Below are 16,572 nucleotides of genomic sequence, written 5' to 3'. Positions count from 1 at the left end.
ATGAGGCTGCTGCTCGTCGAGGACGATGATCTACTGGCCGATAGCCTGTCGGAAGCCCTGGAAGACGAGGGCTATCGGGTGGACGTTGCCGGTCTGGTGCGCGAGGCGGATGCCTTGATGAACAGCGAGGACTACACCCTCGCGATACTCGACCTGGGACTACCGGATGGCTCGGGCCTCGAGCTGTTGAAACGTTGGCGGCGCAGTGGCCGCCATCTGCCCATCCTTGCCTTGACTGCCCGGGACAGCTGGGAGGACAAGGTGGCAGGCCTGCACGGTGGTGCGGATGACTACCTGACCAAGCCCTATCACGAGGCCGAGCTGCTGGCCAGGCTGCATGCCCTGCTGCGTCGGGGCAGCAACACCGTGGATACCACCCTGAACGTGAACGGCATCGCCCTGGATGAATCGACCAAGCAGGTGTGTGATAGCGATGGCGTCTGGCATGCCCTGACCGCGACCGAGTTCTGCCTGCTACGCTACATGATGCGTCACCCCGATCGCGTGCACTCCAAGGGGCAGCTGCTGGAACAGCTGTACACCCTGGAACAGGATGCCCCCGCGCCCAATCTGGTCGAGGTCTATATAGGTCGGTTACGCCGGCTGCTGGGCAAGCGTTTCATCCAGACACGACGTGGGCAAGGTTATGTCTTTCCTGCCCGTTGATCGCCGAAGCCTGCGCTTCAGCCTGTTGAGCCGATTGGGGCTGGTCGCTTTGCTCGTGGTCGGCGTGACCTGGCTGCTGCATGGCATCCTGCTGGGCGACCTGGCTCGGGAGTTTCTGGGCGACCGGTTGCGACAGGAGGCTCGTTACACCCTTGAGCGTCTAGAACGCCTGGGGGGGCCACCCGGTCAATGGCTCGAATCGGACTCCCTGGCCAGCGAGGTCTTCCATCATCTTTATGTGTTACGGGTCGGTGGTCGAATATCTTCGTCGCACCCGAATTGGCTCCTCCCCTTGGAGCCACATCTCGATGGCCCCGACGCTCGGCTGTTCGAGGTGCAATGGCAGGGGCGTCAGTTGCTCGTCTATCGAGATACCTTCGAGCTGGATGGCGAGCCCGGCGTACTGTTGGTGGGGGAGGATTTTGCCCAGGTCGCGGAGGGGCTCGATACCCTGCACTGGTGGGTCGGGGGAATCGCCGGCCTCGTTCTCATGTTGCTGATTTTGATGAACCTTGTGGCGGTCAATCGCAGCCTTCGCCCATTGTTGCGACTCCAGAGCCAATTGGCGGAGTTTCAGGCGGGACAGCGCGAGCGACTCGACCTCGACAGCCCGTCCGAACTGGATGATTTGCTCATTCAGCTGAATCATTTCATGGATGAGCTTCAACGCCGCTTGCAGCGCTCCCGTGAGGCGGTGGCCAACCTCTCGCATATGCTGCAGACCCCACTGGCAGCCGTCACCCAGGTGCTGAGAGGTCGGCGTCCGATCGACGACCAGCGCCGTCAGCGCATGTTAGAGCGCCTGGAAGACATGCAGGCACAGCTGAGCTCGGAATTGCGCCGGGCTCGCTTCGCGGGACCGGGCAGCGCTCAGCACGCCGTGGTCGCCCGGGAAGCGGGCACCCTGATCGAGATGATGCGCACGCTCTATCCTGACAAGTGCTTCGCTCTCGATCTGAAGCTACCGCCGGAGCACAGCGTCGCGGTGGAGCGCCAGGATCTCAACGAGATGCTCGGTATCGTGCTGGATAATGCCGGCAAATGGGCTCGAGCACATGTGAGCTGTCGCATAGCCCTGGATTCAGGCCAGGGCCTGACGCTCGAGGTCACGGACGATGGGCCGGGGGTGCAGGCATCCGCGCTATCGCAGCTTGGCGAGCGCGGCAAGCGGCTGGATGAGAGTACCCCCGGCCACGGGCTCGGGTTGGCGATTCTGAAGCAGATCGTCGCGCAGTACCGTGGCGAGGTGGCTTTTTCTGCTTCAAACGAAGGGGGGTTGTGTGTGCGTATCGCACTGCCCTGTTAGAGGGTGTTTACAAAAGGCCTGCACTTGGCAATACAGCGTTGAAATTGACCTCAAAATGCTCATTTACACCACGTAAACTGCGCTTTCTCGTTCAATTTCGCCTTGTCTTGCCTTCGTTCGACTGTTTTGTAAACACCCTGTTAGAGAAACATCGAATAAATGTTGAACCCGTTGTACGACACCACTACCGAAACGAGGAAATCGAGATGACCAACGCTATTCGCTATATGTTGACTACTGCCGCGTTGTCGGTTGCTTTCATGACACTGCCTGCCAGCGCCGAGACCAACCATGACGATCAGAAGCACGGCTCGGAAATGCACCAGTCGGCGAACGCACAAACGGCGCAAGGGCAGGGTACCGTCAAGGCCCTGGATACGGAGAAGCAGCAGATTACCCTGACCCATGGCCCGATCGAATCGTTAGGCTGGCCGGGGATGACCATGCCGTTCAAGCTGGCCGACAGTGCCTCGATGAAGGAGCTTTCCGTAGGTGACGAGGTCCGCTTCGAGGTCAAGAAGTCCGGCAATGACATCACCATTACCGAGATTTCTCGGCAGTAACGCGTCGAGATCACAGGCCAATGCCAGGGTGGTTCAGCGTATAAAGAATCGCCCTGCCAGGTGTGTGGCAAGACTTGTATAGCCTTCAGGAGGGAAGTTCTTCACCACGATAGAAGTCTAGAAGTCTATTTGACAGAATGATTTCACCATTCCAACGAATCCAGGGAGGGAGGTTGTGATATGTCCGATACGTACCATGATGCAGAACGCCGACGGCTGCTGAAGGCCATGGCGGCTACGGGTCTGCTGGCCGGTTTGGAAGGGTTGTTGCCCGCCTATGCCCGGGCAGGCTCAGGGGCCGAACGGCATCTTGCCGGTGCCGCCCAGGTGGCCGGTGGCAAGCCACGCTCGGTCACTCAAGACTTCTACATACGCCGCGAAGGCATCGGTATCGCGGGTGGTCATGCACCCTCCGCCATTACCGTCAATCACTCGATTCCCGGACCCTTGCTCGAGCTCTGGGAAGGGCATGAAGCCCGGCTGCGGGTGCACAACCTGATGGACGAATCCACCTCGATTCACTGGCACGGCATCCTGCTGCCTTTCCAGATGGATGGGGTGCCGGGTGTGGCGTTTCCCGGGATCGCACCGGGGGACAGTTTCGAGGCCCGTTTCCCCGTGCGCCAGCATGGCACCTACTGGTACCACAGTCATACCGGGTTCCAGGAGCAGATCGGCCAGACCGGTCCTATGGTCATTCATCCCGCCGAGCCTGACCCTATCAAGTTCGATCGTGACTATGTCGTCATGCTCAACGACTGGACCTTCGAGGAACCGGGGCGCGTGCTGGCCCAGCTCAAGAAGATGAACGGCTATTACAACTTCAGCAAGCGCACCATGGAAGATCTCGTGGAGGACGTGGCGCGCTCGGGGTGGGCGAAGACCCTGAAGGACCGGGAGGCCTGGGGCGGCATGCGCATGAACCCACGGGGCATCGCCGATGTCACCAGTCACACCTATACCTATCTGATGAACGGGTTGCATCCGGAGGCCAACTGGACCGCATTGTTTCGGCCCGGGGAACGGGTGCGCCTGCGGGTAATCAATGGCTCATCGATGAGCTATTTCAACTTCCGCATTCCGGGCTTGCCGTTGACCGTGGTATCCACCGATGGCCAGGCTGTCGAACCGGTGGAGACCGACGAGTTCCAGATCGGCGTGGCCGAGACCTACGACGTTGTCGTCGAACCTCGGGCGGATACCGCCTACACCCTGATGGCGGAATCCATGGACCGCAGCGGCTATGCGCGCGGCACCTTGGCCCCACGCATGGGCATGGCCGCCGCCGTGCCCGAACTGCGCGCCCAGCCCCAGCGAACCCTGGTCGACATGGGCATGAAGCGCGACATGCTGACCATGGGGCCGGGTAAAAAGCCCAATACCCGCCTGGAAGGTGATAGCGTCGCCATCAAGGAAGCCGCCGGACCAGTGGTTGCCCAGCACGGCCCGGATCGCCATGGCGCGGGCAATGCCACCATTGCCAAGGTGCAACGCAATCGTCTCGGCGAGCGGGGCACCGGGCTCGAGGATGTCGAGCATCGGGTATTGACCTACAGCCAATTGCGCAACATCGAAGCGATGACCGACAAGCGCGAGCCGACGCACACCGTAGAGGTGCATCTCACCGGCAACATGAGCAGCTACATGTGGTCCTTCGATGGCGTGGAATACTCGGATTCCGAGGTGATCGACTTTCCCTATGGTGAGCGGGTACGCCTGATCATGGTCAACGACACCATGATGGAGCACCCCATTCACCTGCACGGGATGTTCATGGAGCTCGAGAACGGCCAGGGCGAATACCTGCCCAAGAAACATACCATCAGCGTCAGGGCGGGGTCGCGTGTCTCCTTGCTGATCAGCGCCGTCGAACCGGGGCGCTGGGCCTTTCATTGCCATTTCCTTTACCACTTCGAACGCGGCATGTTCCGTGTAGTGCGCGTCAGCAACTTGCCGGGAGCCGACAATGCCTAAGCAATCATGGATGACCCCTCTACTACTCTTCGCCGGCTTGGGCCTGGTTAGCACTGTACAGGCCGATTCCCATGGCAAAGCGAGCCTGGACAGCGTGGTGCCGGAAGGGCCGATCGAGCCCTCGAGCGGTGCACCGTTGGGTTGGAAGGCAAAGCCGACCAAGGACGACGCAATCTATGCGTTCTCGATGATCGACCGCCTGGAATACGGTGACAGCGAGGAAGGGCAAACCTACCTGTGGGATGCCCAGGGCTGGATCGGCGGCGACTACAACAAGTTCTGGTGGGAAACCGAGGGAGAGGGGCCGGTGGGTGATGGCGCCATCAGCGCCAGCCAGTTCGATGCGACCTACGCGCACAAGATATGGCCGTACTTCCACCTACAGGGCGGGATACGTTACGACACCAACCCCAACCCTGATCGTGGGTTTCTGATGGTGGCGCTCCAAGGGCTGGCGCCCTACTGGTTCGCAACAGATATGGAAGCCTACGTCAGTGAGGATGGTGACGTCAGCGCCAGTGCCGAGTTCGAGTACAACCTGCTGCTCACCCAGCGTCTGGTTTTGATGCCACGGGTGTCGGTCAAGGCCTCGGCCCAGGACGAGCCCGACTACGACCTTGGCAGTGGTATCACCAGCACGGAAATGGGCCTGCGATTGCGCTACGAGATTCGCCGGGAGTTCGCACCCTACATCGGCGTTCGCTGGAACCAGAAGTATGGCGAAACCAAGGACATCGCCGAGGAAATGGGCAAGCCCACCTCCTCGACGGCTTTCGTGGTGGGGTTGCGGGCCTGGTACTGAGCGCTTGAATACCCGCTTCCTTCTGCTACCGTCATATGGGATTGCAATGAGTAGCGTCGATGCCTCTCGGTAGCAGAGAGCCCTCTTCCCGTTCGCACAGGCAGCGAGTGCTACTGGGAATGGCGATACTGGCCATCTTTCTCGTGACGGCGCTTGTATTATGGTACATGGGCGTGTTGGAAGTATTGCGAGATGGCAAGGGCCTCGAAGAGGCAGTGAAGCGGCTGGGGCCCTACGGCCCGGCCTTGGTCATCGGGCTCATGACACTGGCCATCGTCATGAGCCCGATCCCCAGCGCACCGATCGCCCTGGCCTCCGGCGCAGTCTATGGCCACACCTGGGGCACGCTTTATGTGGCCATCGGCTCCGAGGCCGGTGCACTGATCGCCTTCACCATCGCCCGCCTCATCGGCCACGATGCGCTCAAGGCGTGGCTAGGTACACGCCTGTCCACCGGCTTCCTGCACCGCTTCGTGACCTCGCAAAATGCCTTGATGATGGTCGTCTTTGCCACTCGCCTGATGCCCTTTCTCTCCTTCGATCTCGTCAGCTATGCCGTCGGTCTCACACCGCTCAAGCTGTGGCGTTTTGCCATCGCGACCTTGTTGGGCATCCTGCCGGCGAGCTTTCTGCTGGCTCACTTCGGTGACGAACTTGCTTCTGGCGATTTGCAACGCGTAGGTCTGACGGTGCTTGCTCTCGGCGGGATCACCCTGCTACCCGTGGCCTGGAAGATGGCACCTTCCCGCTATCGAAGGGCTATGAAGCAATGGCTGGGGTTGAGATGACCAACGAAGAAACACCCCGGTGTTGTCACCGAGGCGTCATCCAAGTGGGTTAGGGTTATTCGCTATCATCCTGCATGTCCTGCTGGGCCTGCATGTGCTCCATCATCTGCTGCTGCATGCCCTGCATCATGTCCATGCGCTGCTGCATCATCTCCTGACGCTGCTCGGGGTCCATATTCTGCATTTTCTGGCCCATGCCGCCATTCATCATGCCGCCCATGGACTGATGCATCTGCTGCATTTGCTCCATGTGCTCTTGCATCAGTTGCCGGCGTTGCTGCGGATCCTGGGTGTTGCGGAATTTCTGCATCGTGCCTTGCATCGACTGCATACGCTGCTGCATGTCACCCTGGTTCATCATTCCCATGCCTTGACCCATTCCTGAGCCTGAGACGTTCTGGCCAGAGTGATTGCCTTGTTCGGCATGAGCCAGTGGAAGAGCAAGCAGGGTTGCCATAACACCAGTGAATACGAGCTTTTTCATGACACTCTCCTTTGCATTGGATTGGAGCGTGACGAACATATTTCCGGCACGCCCCGGTAGCGTTCGGCAGTAACGAGAAGCGCCGAACTTCCAAGGCTTCCGTGCCGCGCACTTGCTTGAATACGGTGCAAACACTATCGGACACGAATGCCTTTATAGCTAAACGATCTTAATTTATTCCACTATTCTGAATAGAAGCTGAAAAGAGTTCGCTGAACATTGATTTTGATCAAGCTCATGTCGATATCGTTATCTAACATCATTGGGATCGAGAGTAAATTGCCTAGAAAGGCTAAAGCCCGCCCCGGTCTAGCCAGGCTTCGTAGATTCGCTGGTCCCACTGGCTCTGGAAGTAAGCGATAGAGGCCTCTTTATCGTCCTCGGAGAGTTGATCTTCGAACCCCGGCATTTGCCCACCAATGGCAGCACCGCCCTGATTGATGGTACGCATCAGCATGTCGAAGGAATGATGCCAGGCATGAGCGGAACCGTTGAGGGGCGGGGGCGGGTAGGCACCATCGGCCTGGGGCTCTCGCCAATTCGAGGTTCTTCCTTGCGCACTCCTACCATGGCATTCAGCACAGTTTTCCAAGAAAACCGTCTTGCCCCGGTCGACCTGAGACTGGGTATACCACCTTCCCTCGACGGTTTCCTCGCCACAACCACTCACCACAAGAAGTAGAAGGGAAAAGGCTAACACCCTTTTGGTTCGCATCGTATTGCGTCCCTCTCGCTTATCAATCGACAGGCATCTTGGTACAGCGGAAGTGAAAATACCACTGCCGGGATCGAGGATAAAGTTGATCGATAGCCCGGTATCGCATCAGCCCTTGCAAAGAGGGCAAGCCCCCGCGGTTCGCTCTTCGTGAACGGTATTCAGCATTGATTCAGCTTTCTTGCATACCCTGAAGCCGACAAGGATCAAGAAAAGCGGACATTGTCTCTTTTTGGCCTTGCCCCTTGGGTTACCCATAGGTTTTAGCCTTGAGGTGATGTCGATATACCACGTTATCGCCATCAATCAAGCTCAATACCAAGGAGTTCACGCCATGTGGGAAAGCATGAGGTCGTATATGAGAGTGTACGACTGGGGTCATATGCTCTTCGGTGGGCTCATGATGTTTCTCTTCTTGGCGGGGTTCATCGCCTTGGTCATCCTGTTGGTGCTGAGACGGAGCCGCGACATCGCCGAGGATGCCGACGTTCTTCAACGTTCCTCTCAGCTTGAAATCCTGCGCGAGCGCTATGCCCGGGGAGAGCTCGACAAACAGCAGTTCGAGAAACTCGAGCGCGAGCTTATGCATTGATTGCTTGATGCAATCAAAAACTAAAACACCGAGGAGCCCATTCCATGGCCCAGCATTCGCATGAGCACACCACTACCTCATCCCACGCCGACTCACAGGCGCATTCCTGTCATGGCGGGCATGGTCATGAGCATGGGACCGCTACGCCGGTCCGCGGCGGCAAGTACGACAAGGTGCCGGCCGGGCATGCCGGTGCCGTCTACACCTGCCCGATGCACCCCGAGGTGCGCCAGACCAAGCCTGGTGCCTGCCCGCTGTGCGGCATGGGGCTGGAGCTGGAATCGGCGGCGGTCGGCGACGAGGGGCCGAATCCCGAACTGGTGGATTTCACCCGCCGTTTCTGGGTCGCGGCCGTCCTCACGATCCCGGTGCTGGTGCTGGCAATGTCGCCCTATCTGGGCCTCACGGCGATCCGCGACGTCTTCGGTGAACGAACTTCGATGTGGCTCGAACTGGCGCTCAGCACGCCGGTGATCCTCTGGTCGGGCTGGCCGTTCTTCGTGCGTGGCTGGAATTCGTTCCGCACCCTGAACCTCAACATGTTCAGCCTGATCGGCATGGGGGTCGGCGCGGCCTATCTGTTCAGCATCGTCGCGGTGCTGACCCCGGGTATCTTCCCCGAGGGATTTCGCCGGGAAGACGGTAGCGTCGGCGTCTATTTCGAGGCGGCGGCGGTGATCGTGACCTTGGTCCTGCTGGGTCAGGTCATGGAGTTGCGTGCCCGGGAAGGCACCGGCAAGGCGATCCGCGCGCTGCTGGACATGGCCGCCAAGACCGCCCGGGTGATCCGACCCGACGGCAGCGAGGAGGAGGTCGCGCTGGAAGACGTACAGGTGGGCGATCACCTGCGGGTGCGGCCGGGTGACAAGGTCCCGGTGGACGGCGTGGTGGTCGAAGGCCGCTCCTCGATCGATGAGTCGATGATCTCGGGCGAGCCGGTGCCAGTGGAGAAGGTCGAGGGTGACACGGTCACCGGGGCCACGATCAACGGCACCGGCAGCCTGGTCATGGAAGCCACGCGCGTCGGCGCCGATACCATGCTCAGCCAGATCGTCGAGATGGTGGCGAATGCCCAGCGCAGCCGCGCGCCGATCCAGAAATTCGCCGATCGGGTGGCGGGCAAGTTCGTTCCCGCGGTGATCCTCATCGCGATCATTTCCTTCATCGCCTGGGCGATCTGGGGGCCGGCACCGGCGCTGTCCTACGCGCTGGTCTCGGCGGTGGCGGTGCTGATCATCGCCTGTCCCTGCGCGCTGGGACTGGCCACGCCGATGTCGATCATGACGGCCACCGGGCGCGGCGCGCAGGCTGGCGTGCTGATCAAGAACGCCGAGGCGCTGGAACGTTTCGCCAAGGTCGACACGTTGATGGTCGACAAGACCGGCACCTTGACCGAAGGCAAGCCCAAGCTCGTCGCCGTGCTCCCCGAAGAGGGCCATGACGAAGCCGAGGTGCTGCGCCTGGCCGCGACGCTCGAAAAAGGCTCCGAACACCCGCTGGCCGAGGCCATCGTGGCGGGCGCGGAGGAGCGTGGGGTCAAGCTGGGCAAGGCTGACGACTTCGAAGCCGTGACCGGCATGGGCGTCAAGGGCGTGGTCGACGGCAAGCCGGTGGCGCTGGGCAATGCCAAGCTGATGGCCGAACTGGGCCTCGACGGCGGCAAGCTGGCGGACACCGCCAATGCCCGCCGGGACGAGGGCGAGACGGTGATGTTCGTCGTGCTCGACGGTGCCATCGCGGGCCTGGTCAGCGTCGCCGACCCGGTGAAGGAGACCACGCCCGAGGCACTCAAGGCGCTGCACCAGTTGGGCTTTCGCATCATCATGGCGACCGGCGACAACGAGCGCACCGCCAAGGCGGTTGCTAGCCGACTGGGCATCGACGAGATCCGCGCCGATGTTCTGCCGGAGGACAAGGCCCGCATCATCCAGGAGCTGCAGGCCGAAGGCCGCAAGGTCGCCATGGCGGGCGATGGGGTGAACGATGCCCCCGCGCTGGCCCAGGCCGATGTCGGCATCGCCATGGGCACCGGCGCTGACGTGGCGATCGAGAGCGCGGGCTTCACGCTAGTCAAGGGTAACCTCGACGGCATCGTGCGCGCCCGCAAGCTGTCCCAGGCCACGATGCGCAACATCAAGCAGAACCTTTTCTTCGCGCTGGTTTATAACGCCACGGGTGTGCCCATCGCTGCCGGTATCCTCTATCCGTTCCTTGGCATCTTGATCGGGCCGATCTTCGCCGCCTTCGCGATGAGTGCCTCCTCGCTATCGGTGGTCTTGAATGCGTTGCGTCTGCGCCGAGTGAGGATCTGACCATGACCAACGACAAACGCTGGCTAGACCAGCGGCCGAGCAAAGGGCGCTTCTGGCTTATCGTGGGGATCGCCCTGGCGGCCGTGGTCTTCCTGCTCTGGGAGGAGCATCGGGTGCATCTGCTCGGTGCCCTGCCTTGGGTGGTTCTGCTCGCTGGTTGCCTGCTGATGCATGTCTTCATGCATGGCGGTCATGGCAGCCACGGATCGGATGACGATCACAAGGCAACGCACAAGGAGGATCGCGATGAGTAGCGAGGTACCATCCTATGGCTTGTGGGGCCTGGTGATCCTGAACTCGGCGATCTTCATTTTCTTCGCGTTCAGCTTCTTCAGGCCTCAGAGCAAGCGGGACTGGCGCTCCTTCGGGGCCTTCAGCGCATTCCTGGTGGCGCTGTTCACGGAGATGTACGGATTCCCGTTGACGATCTACTTTCTCTCCGGCTGGCTTCAGTCACGGTTTCCCGAGGTGGACTGGTTCTCCCATGACGCGGGCCATTTGCTGGAGATGGTATTCGGCTGGCAGGCAAACCCGCATTTTGGCCCGTTTCATCTGCTGAGCATGGTGTTCATCGGTGCCGGCTTCGTCATCATTGCGGTCGCCTGGCGCGCGTTGTATGCCACCCAGCGCGAGGGACGTCTTGCCACGGACGGGCCGTATGCCCATGTGCGGCATCCGCAGTACGTGGGCTTCGTCCTCGTGATGGTCGGATTTCTACTGCAGTGGCCGACCCTGCTCACGTTGGTTATGTTCCCCGTACTGGTCTGGATGTACCGCCGTCTGGCGCTACGCGAGGAAACCGAAGTGGCAGCCAGGTTCGGCGAGGAGTGGCGTAGGTATGCGTCAAAGACGCCACGCTTTCTGCCCAGGCTACTGTCGAGAAACCGTCCCGGGATGGGGGCCACGTGAACCCCGGTGGGCGAGGCGCCGGCGGGGCGGCGTCTCCCACGGCGGAGGCGCGGGCCGCCGTGCCGCGTCGCCGGAATTTGAGCTCGCTGCGGCGGCTTTCGGTCATCGTGTGGCGATTACTCGTGCAACTGCGGGCGTACGCGCATTTCCGGAAGGGCCGGGACGACATGGCACCGAAACGGCTCGTCCACTGCTTGCTGGCGCTCGGCCCCGCCTTCGTAAAGCTGGGGCAAATCCTGAGCACACGCCCGGACCTGTTGCCCGAACCCTACATTGACGCTCTGGTGAGGCTCCAGGCGGATCAGCCGCCGGTCGAATTCGCGGCGCTGGAGCCGATGTTGGCGGATGCGCTGGGCGTGGACTGGCGGCAGAGGTTTCAGGCGTTCGACGCGGAACCGGTGGCCGCGGCCTCACTCGCCCAAGTCCATCGGGCCCGGGTGGGCGATACGGGCGCCGTGGTGGCCGTGAAGATCCAGCGGCCGGATATCCGCCGCCGCGTGCTCCGCGATCTCGATGCCGTGGACCTGGGGCTGTGGTGGGCGCGACGGCTCATGCCCCGCAGGATGCGCCGCAGCAACATTCCGGCATTTTTCGCCGAGTTCCGGCGCTACACGCTGCAGGAGCTGGATTTCAGCAATGAGGCGCGGACCATGGAGCGCTTCCGCGGCAATCTTCGTGACAGTGCATTCGTTCACCTGCCGCGGGTTCACTGGGAGCACTCGGCACCGACGGTGCTGACCATGGACTGGATTGACGGCCTCAGCCTCCGCGAAGTCTGTGCCACGTTCGACCAGAACGCCCGACGCGGCCTGGTCCACCGGCTCATTGAGACACTACTCGCGATGTTCGTCAGCGATGGCCTGTTCCACGCCGATCTGCATCCCGGGAATATCCGGTTTCACGACGACGGCTCGTTCACGCTGCTGGACTTCGGAATGTACGGTGAGCTCACGCCGGTGCAACGCGACCGGTTCATCCTTTATTGGGTTGCGGTCGTGCAGGAGCAGCCGCAACGGGCATTCCATCACTTCACCGCCCAGACGCGTCGCCTCCCCGGAGCGGACGAGGCGGCCTTCTTTGCGCGCTTCTCCGAGCTCGCCCGGCGCTGGTACGCCTCGCGGCTCAGCGAGCTCAGCTTCACCCAGGTTTATCTGGAAATGATGCGCGCCGGGTATCGCTACGGGTTCGTGTTTCCACCTGAGCTCATACTCCATGCCAAAGCCCTGACCACCGCCGAGGCGCTGATCTTTACGCTGGATCCGGATGCTCGCTTCGAGGCGATATCCCGGCCAGTGATAGCCCGAGAGCTCACCCGGCGCGCCGGGGCGCTCGAGTCCATCCGGAACCGGCTCTCGCAGTTCCTGCCCGAGCTGCTCCTTCTCGGAGAGGTGATGCCGGTGGAAGCCGTGGACGAGACCTGGGATCAGTCCGCGACCGATGAGCTCCTCACCGAAATGGCGAAGTCTGTCACCGAAAGCCTGCGCGACCAGCTCGAGCATGGCGGACTCTGGAAGGAACTCCTGGAGCGGCATGTGCGCCAGGTATTGGCCGAAGCCGGCCTTCGCGATGCGAGCGACGAAATACTCGACGCCACGTGGGAACACTACTATCGAATTGAGCCCGATATTCCGGTCGCTCCCACCTTCGGTGCCATCCTGACCACACACCTCGCCGGGGCGACGCTGGGGCTCTATCGGGCTTTGCGTGAGCGCGACGTAGACAAGCGGCGAGCATACGGACTCATTTATGACACCGGCTGGCGGCTCTATCGGCAGATGGGCGAGTCGCCGCTGCTCCTGGCAAGCGCGTATACCCGGGATCCGTACAAGCGGTTGAAGATCGCAACAGAACTGTTCCGGCTCTTTCCATTCGGCGAGCCCGGTTACCGCTGGCAGGACGTCACAGCCGCGCCCGGGGTAGTCGCTTTCGACTGCCTTGAGTGCCCGGTGGCGCGCTTCTTCATCCAAAACAACGAGCCGGAGCTGTGCGTCAACACCTGGTGCAATCTAGATTTTCCGCTGGCCGAGAAGTGGGGTGGGCATCTAGAGCGCACCGGGACCATTGCCTCGGGTGCGTCGAGGTGCGACTTCCGATGGCACGCGGATATGGAGAGTCAGGGTGGTGCACAGCCGGACGACGGAGCACCTCGCCACCTAGGCACCGGGCGACGTGTTCCAGGTAGCCCTCCGGGAGGTCAACCATGATATATGCAGAGGTAGCGAACAAACAGGGCGGGGCATCACGGGAGACCGACGTCGCGCGGCCGGTCCAGCGCGAGGAAACGGAGGTGGCGGCCCGGTTCGGTGATGCCTGGCAGGCCACCACGCCCCGGTTCCTGCCCGATCTCGGTGAGGGGCAACGTTCAGGATGGGGCGCCCGATGACTACCGCGTGCTCCACAGTGTTGTTGCTTGGCCGCCGCCTTGATCCACGACGGAGGCGGGCATGACGACGGCGGCGCAGCAGGGCAGCGAGGAGCGAGCGGCGGCTGTCGTGACGGTGGGCGCCATGGTAGTGGCACTCATATTTGCCAATACCCCCGCCCGTGAGCTGTACCGGCTGGTGCATCATACCCCCGTGTCGGTGCAGGTGGGCGCCCTAGGCATCGACAAGCCGCTGATCCTGTGGATCAACGACGGGTTGATGGTGTTCTTCTTCCTGCTGATGGGGGTCGAGCTCAAGCGCGAGATGCTCGGCGGCTTGTTGAGCTCGGTCCAACAGGTGGCACTACCCGGTATCGCCGCGATCGGCGGCATGCTGTTGCCGACACTGATCTACCTGCTGGTCAATGGCACCGAAGGTATCGCCGCCCATGGTTGGGCCGTGCCCACCGCTACCGATATCGTGCTGGCCCTTGCGGTAGTGTCGCTGTTCGGCAAGCGCGTGCCCCCGGCCTTGCGGGTGTTCCTGATGGCCCTGGCGGTATTCGACGATCTTGGCGCCATCGTGATCATCGCGCTGTTCTATACTGAGCGCCTCGCCGGCGAGGCGCTCGTACTCGCAGGTACCGCGCTCATGGGGCTCGTGCTCCTCAACCGTTTTCGGGTCACGCGTGCCATGCCTTACGTGCTGTTGGGGCTAGTGCTATGGGTCGCGGTACTCAAGTCCGGAGTTCACGCCACCCTGGCCGGGGTCGTGATCGCCCTGGCCATTCCCGCGAAGACACGGGACGGTCACCAGGAAGGCTCTCCACTCGATCGCACCTACCATGACCTACGGCGCTGGGTCACCTTCGGTGTCGTGCCCGTGTTCGCCTTCTTCAACGCGGGGATCGCGGTGGGAGCAGGAGGCGAGGGCTTCGGCAACGTCTTCCTTGGCGTCGCCCTCGGTCTCTTGCTGGGCAAGCAGTTGGGAGTGTTCTCTTTCGCCTGGCTGGCGATCCGGCTGCGCCTCGCGCCGCTGCCCATCGGGGTTCGCTGGTGGCACCTCTACGCCGTGGCCGTGCTGGCCGGCATCGGTTTCACCATGAGCCTGTTCATCGCCGGGCTCGCCTTCGACGATCCGGCGGCCTTGACCGCAGCTCGTCAAGGCGTGTTGCTCGCCTCGGCCATCGCAGCGCTGGTCGGGGCTGCGGTACTGGCGGCGACGCTATCCCACAGAGCTGACTTAACCAAACTGCATCCTGACACCGAGAGGTAATCATTCATGACGGCCAAGGCACCCACGGTTCGCAAAGCCCCGCGCAAGCGTCAACCGGCCGCCTCACAAGAGGTGACCGATCAATGGTCCGCCCCCGAACCTGAACACGTCACCATCCCGAACCATCCGGCCACGGAACTGCTTGCCTACCAAACCGAGCTTTGGCGGCGCGGCCTGCGCTACCTGGATACCCTGTGCCGGCGTGCCGATAACATGCTCGAGCATGAACGGATGGGTAAGCCGCCGCTGCTCGACTTCGACTACGAGACGATCCTGGATGGCCGGCGGCTGGCGCGTCCCGCCAACTACGCCCTGCTGCGCATCACCCGGGTCGGCGAGGAGTGTCTGGAGGACTGCCTCGACGAGACCAAGCCTCCGGTGATGGTCGTCGACCCGCGTGCCGGTCATGGCCCGGGCATCGGCGGCTTCAAGCGCGACTCCGAGGTCGGCATGGCGCTCCACGAAGGGCACCCGGTCTACTTCGTGATCTTCTTCCCTGAACCCATGCCTGGGCAGACACTCGAGGACGTGCTGCACGTTCTGCGGCACTTCGTCGAGACGCTGGCCGAGCGCCATCCCGGCCAGCCACCAGTGCTCTACGGCAACTGCCAGGCGGGCTGGGCCATCGCGCTGCTTTCCGCCGATTGTGAGGGCCTGGTCGGACCGGCGGTGCTCAACGGCTCGCCGCTCTCCTACTGGTCCGGCGAGTCCGGGGTCAACCCCATGCGCCTTGCCGGCGGACTGCTGGGCGGCGCCTGGTTGACACACCTGATGGCCGACCTGGGTGACGGGCGCTTCGACGGCGCAAACCTCGCCGCCAACTTCGAATCCCTCAAGCCGGCGAACACCCTCTGGCAGAAGGACTACCAGCTGTTCGCCGACATCGACGGTCAGCGCGAGCGGTTCCTGGAATTCGAGCGCTGGTGGACGGGCTTCTATAGCCTGAGCAAGGAAGAGATCACCGCCATCGTCGAGAACCTGTTCGTCGGCAACAAGCTGGAACGCGGCGAGCTCCAGGTCTGCCCCGGCTGTACCGTCGACCTCAAGCGAATCCGCAATCCGCTGGTGATCTTCGCCTCAGGTGGCGACAACATCACCCCGCCCCATCAGGCGCTCAACTGGATTCCGGCAGTGTATCCGACCACCGAGGCGCTCAAGGCCGCCGACCAGCGCATTATCTACCTGCTCAACCCGCACGTCGGGCACCTGGGGATCTTCGTCTCCGCCAAGATCGCGCGCTTGGAGCACCGAGCAATCCTCGAGAGTGTAGGCGATCTCAACGATCTTGCCCCCGGGCTCTACGAGATGAAGATCGACAACCCCACCGGCGATCCCGATTGCCACAAGCCCCAGTTCCAGGTGCGGTTCGAGGAACGCCGGGTGGAGGACCTAGATTACCCCTCTCAGGCACCGGCGTTCGAGCAGGTGCGCGCACTTTCCGAGCACAATGTGGCCCTCTACGAGACCTTCGTCGGCCCCTGGGTGCGGCTGTACACGACCCCTTGGACGGCCGAGATGCTGCGTCAATTGCATCCTGCGCGGACCAGTCGGCTGATGTTCTCGGAACGCTTCGCTCCCTGGATGAACGGCGTGAAGTGGCTGGCCGAGATGGCGGAGACCATGCCGACGCCGGTCGATAGCAGCAGCCCCTATCGGCAATGGGAGACGTTGATGAGCGATTCAATCGCCTCGACGCTGGAACTGGCCGGCACGACTCGCGATAGCGTTTTCGAGATGGCATTTGGAACGCTCTATGCCGGGCCCTGGGCAGGTATGGCATGGGTAAAGACAAGCAACGATTGAGAGAAAGATCTTCATTCACG

At 61.9% G+C, this 16,572-nt stretch carries 16 protein-coding genes; 14 read left to right on the top strand and 2 right to left on the bottom strand.

The features are described 5' to 3' along the window. From BUA41_RS12590 to BUA41_RS12565, 6 genes are all read left to right on the top strand, one after another. On the top strand, positions 1–666 hold the full coding sequence (locus BUA41_RS12590; RefSeq protein ID WP_072823395.1) for a response regulator: 666 nt from the start codon (positions 1–3) through the stop codon (positions 664–666). Continuing rightward, positions 647–1,972: an ATP-binding protein gene (locus tag BUA41_RS12585; RefSeq protein ID WP_072823393.1), complete on the top strand. Its 1,326-nt coding sequence runs from the start codon at positions 647–649 to the stop codon at positions 1,970–1,972. Before BUA41_RS12590 ends, BUA41_RS12585 begins: the two co-directional genes overlap by 20 nt. Positions 1,973–2,178: 206 nt before the next feature. Next, positions 2,179–2,535 (top strand): copper-binding protein, encoded by a 357-nt coding sequence (locus tag BUA41_RS12580; RefSeq protein WP_072823391.1) that lies wholly within the window; start codon positions 2,179–2,181, stop codon positions 2,533–2,535. Positions 2,536–2,715: 180 nt separating this feature from the next. After that, on the top strand, positions 2,716–4,509 hold the full coding sequence (locus BUA41_RS12575) for a copper resistance system multicopper oxidase (RefSeq protein WP_072823388.1): 1,794 nt from the start codon (positions 2,716–2,718) through the stop codon (positions 4,507–4,509). A 10-nt stretch (positions 4,510–4,519) separates the two neighbouring features. Then, the gene (locus tag BUA41_RS12570; RefSeq protein ID WP_217652822.1) at positions 4,520–5,311 is read left to right on the top strand and encodes a copper resistance protein B; all 792 of its coding nucleotides are present in this window, start codon (positions 4,520–4,522) and stop codon (positions 5,309–5,311) included. A 119-nt stretch (positions 5,312–5,430) separates the two neighbouring features. After that, positions 5,431–6,099, top strand: a complete 669-nt coding sequence (locus tag BUA41_RS12565) for a TVP38/TMEM64 family protein (protein ID WP_217652821.1) — start codon at positions 5,431–5,433, stop codon at positions 6,097–6,099. A 55-nt stretch (positions 6,100–6,154) separates the two neighbouring features. On the opposite strand, the gene BUA41_RS12560 is transcribed toward BUA41_RS12565, so the two are convergent. Then, positions 6,155–6,583 (bottom strand): hypothetical protein, encoded by a 429-nt coding sequence (locus BUA41_RS12560; protein ID WP_072823380.1) that lies wholly within the window; start codon positions 6,581–6,583, stop codon positions 6,155–6,157. Positions 6,584–6,875: 292 nt separating this feature from the next. Next, positions 6,876–7,298 (bottom strand): c-type cytochrome, encoded by a 423-nt coding sequence (locus tag BUA41_RS12555; protein ID WP_072823378.1) that lies wholly within the window; start codon positions 7,296–7,298, stop codon positions 6,876–6,878. Between the two features lie 334 nt (positions 7,299–7,632). Between BUA41_RS12555 and BUA41_RS12550 the strand changes: the two genes are divergently transcribed. The 8 genes from BUA41_RS12550 (at position 7,633) to BUA41_RS12515 (ending at position 16,552) form a co-directional block, all read left to right on the top strand. Continuing rightward, on the top strand, positions 7,633–7,890 hold the full coding sequence (locus BUA41_RS12550) for an SHOCT domain-containing protein (protein WP_217652820.1): 258 nt from the start codon (positions 7,633–7,635) through the stop codon (positions 7,888–7,890). Positions 7,891–7,934: 44 nt separating this feature from the next. Further along, positions 7,935–10,202 (top strand): copper-transporting P-type ATPase, encoded by a 2,268-nt coding sequence (locus BUA41_RS12545; protein WP_072823375.1) that lies wholly within the window; start codon positions 7,935–7,937, stop codon positions 10,200–10,202. 2 nt (positions 10,203–10,204) lie between these two features. Next, positions 10,205–10,456, top strand: a complete 252-nt coding sequence (locus BUA41_RS12540) for a DUF2933 domain-containing protein (RefSeq protein ID WP_072823373.1) — start codon at positions 10,205–10,207, stop codon at positions 10,454–10,456. Next, entirely contained in the window at positions 10,449–11,111 is a 663-nt protein-coding gene (locus BUA41_RS12535) for a methyltransferase family protein (RefSeq protein WP_072823371.1), read from the top strand. The genes BUA41_RS12540 and BUA41_RS12535 overlap by 8 nt, the downstream gene beginning before the upstream one ends. A gap of 167 nt (positions 11,112–11,278) precedes the next feature. Then, positions 11,279–13,315: an AarF/UbiB family protein gene (locus BUA41_RS12530; RefSeq protein ID WP_175546969.1), complete on the top strand. Its 2,037-nt coding sequence runs from the start codon at positions 11,279–11,281 to the stop codon at positions 13,313–13,315. After that, the gene (locus tag BUA41_RS19290; protein ID WP_072823367.1) at positions 13,312–13,494 is read left to right on the top strand and encodes a hypothetical protein; all 183 of its coding nucleotides are present in this window, start codon (positions 13,312–13,314) and stop codon (positions 13,492–13,494) included. Before BUA41_RS12530 ends, BUA41_RS19290 begins: the two co-directional genes overlap by 4 nt. Before the next feature lie 61 nt (positions 13,495–13,555). After that, positions 13,556–14,749, top strand: a complete 1,194-nt coding sequence (gene nhaA / locus BUA41_RS12520; protein ID WP_072823365.1) for a Na+/H+ antiporter NhaA — start codon at positions 13,556–13,558, stop codon at positions 14,747–14,749. Between the two features lie 6 nt (positions 14,750–14,755). Further along, positions 14,756–16,552 carry a DUF3141 domain-containing protein gene (locus tag BUA41_RS12515; RefSeq protein WP_084671545.1) on the top strand — a complete coding sequence of 599 codons (1,797 nt, stop codon included), beginning with the start codon at positions 14,756–14,758 and terminating at the stop codon, positions 16,550–16,552. Positions 16,553–16,572: the final 20 nt, after the last annotated feature.

Source organism: Modicisalibacter ilicicola DSM 19980, assembly GCF_900128925.1.
Lineage (GTDB): Bacteria > Pseudomonadota > Gammaproteobacteria > Pseudomonadales > Halomonadaceae > Modicisalibacter > Modicisalibacter ilicicola.
This window is presented reverse-complemented; position numbering and strand designations above follow the sequence as displayed.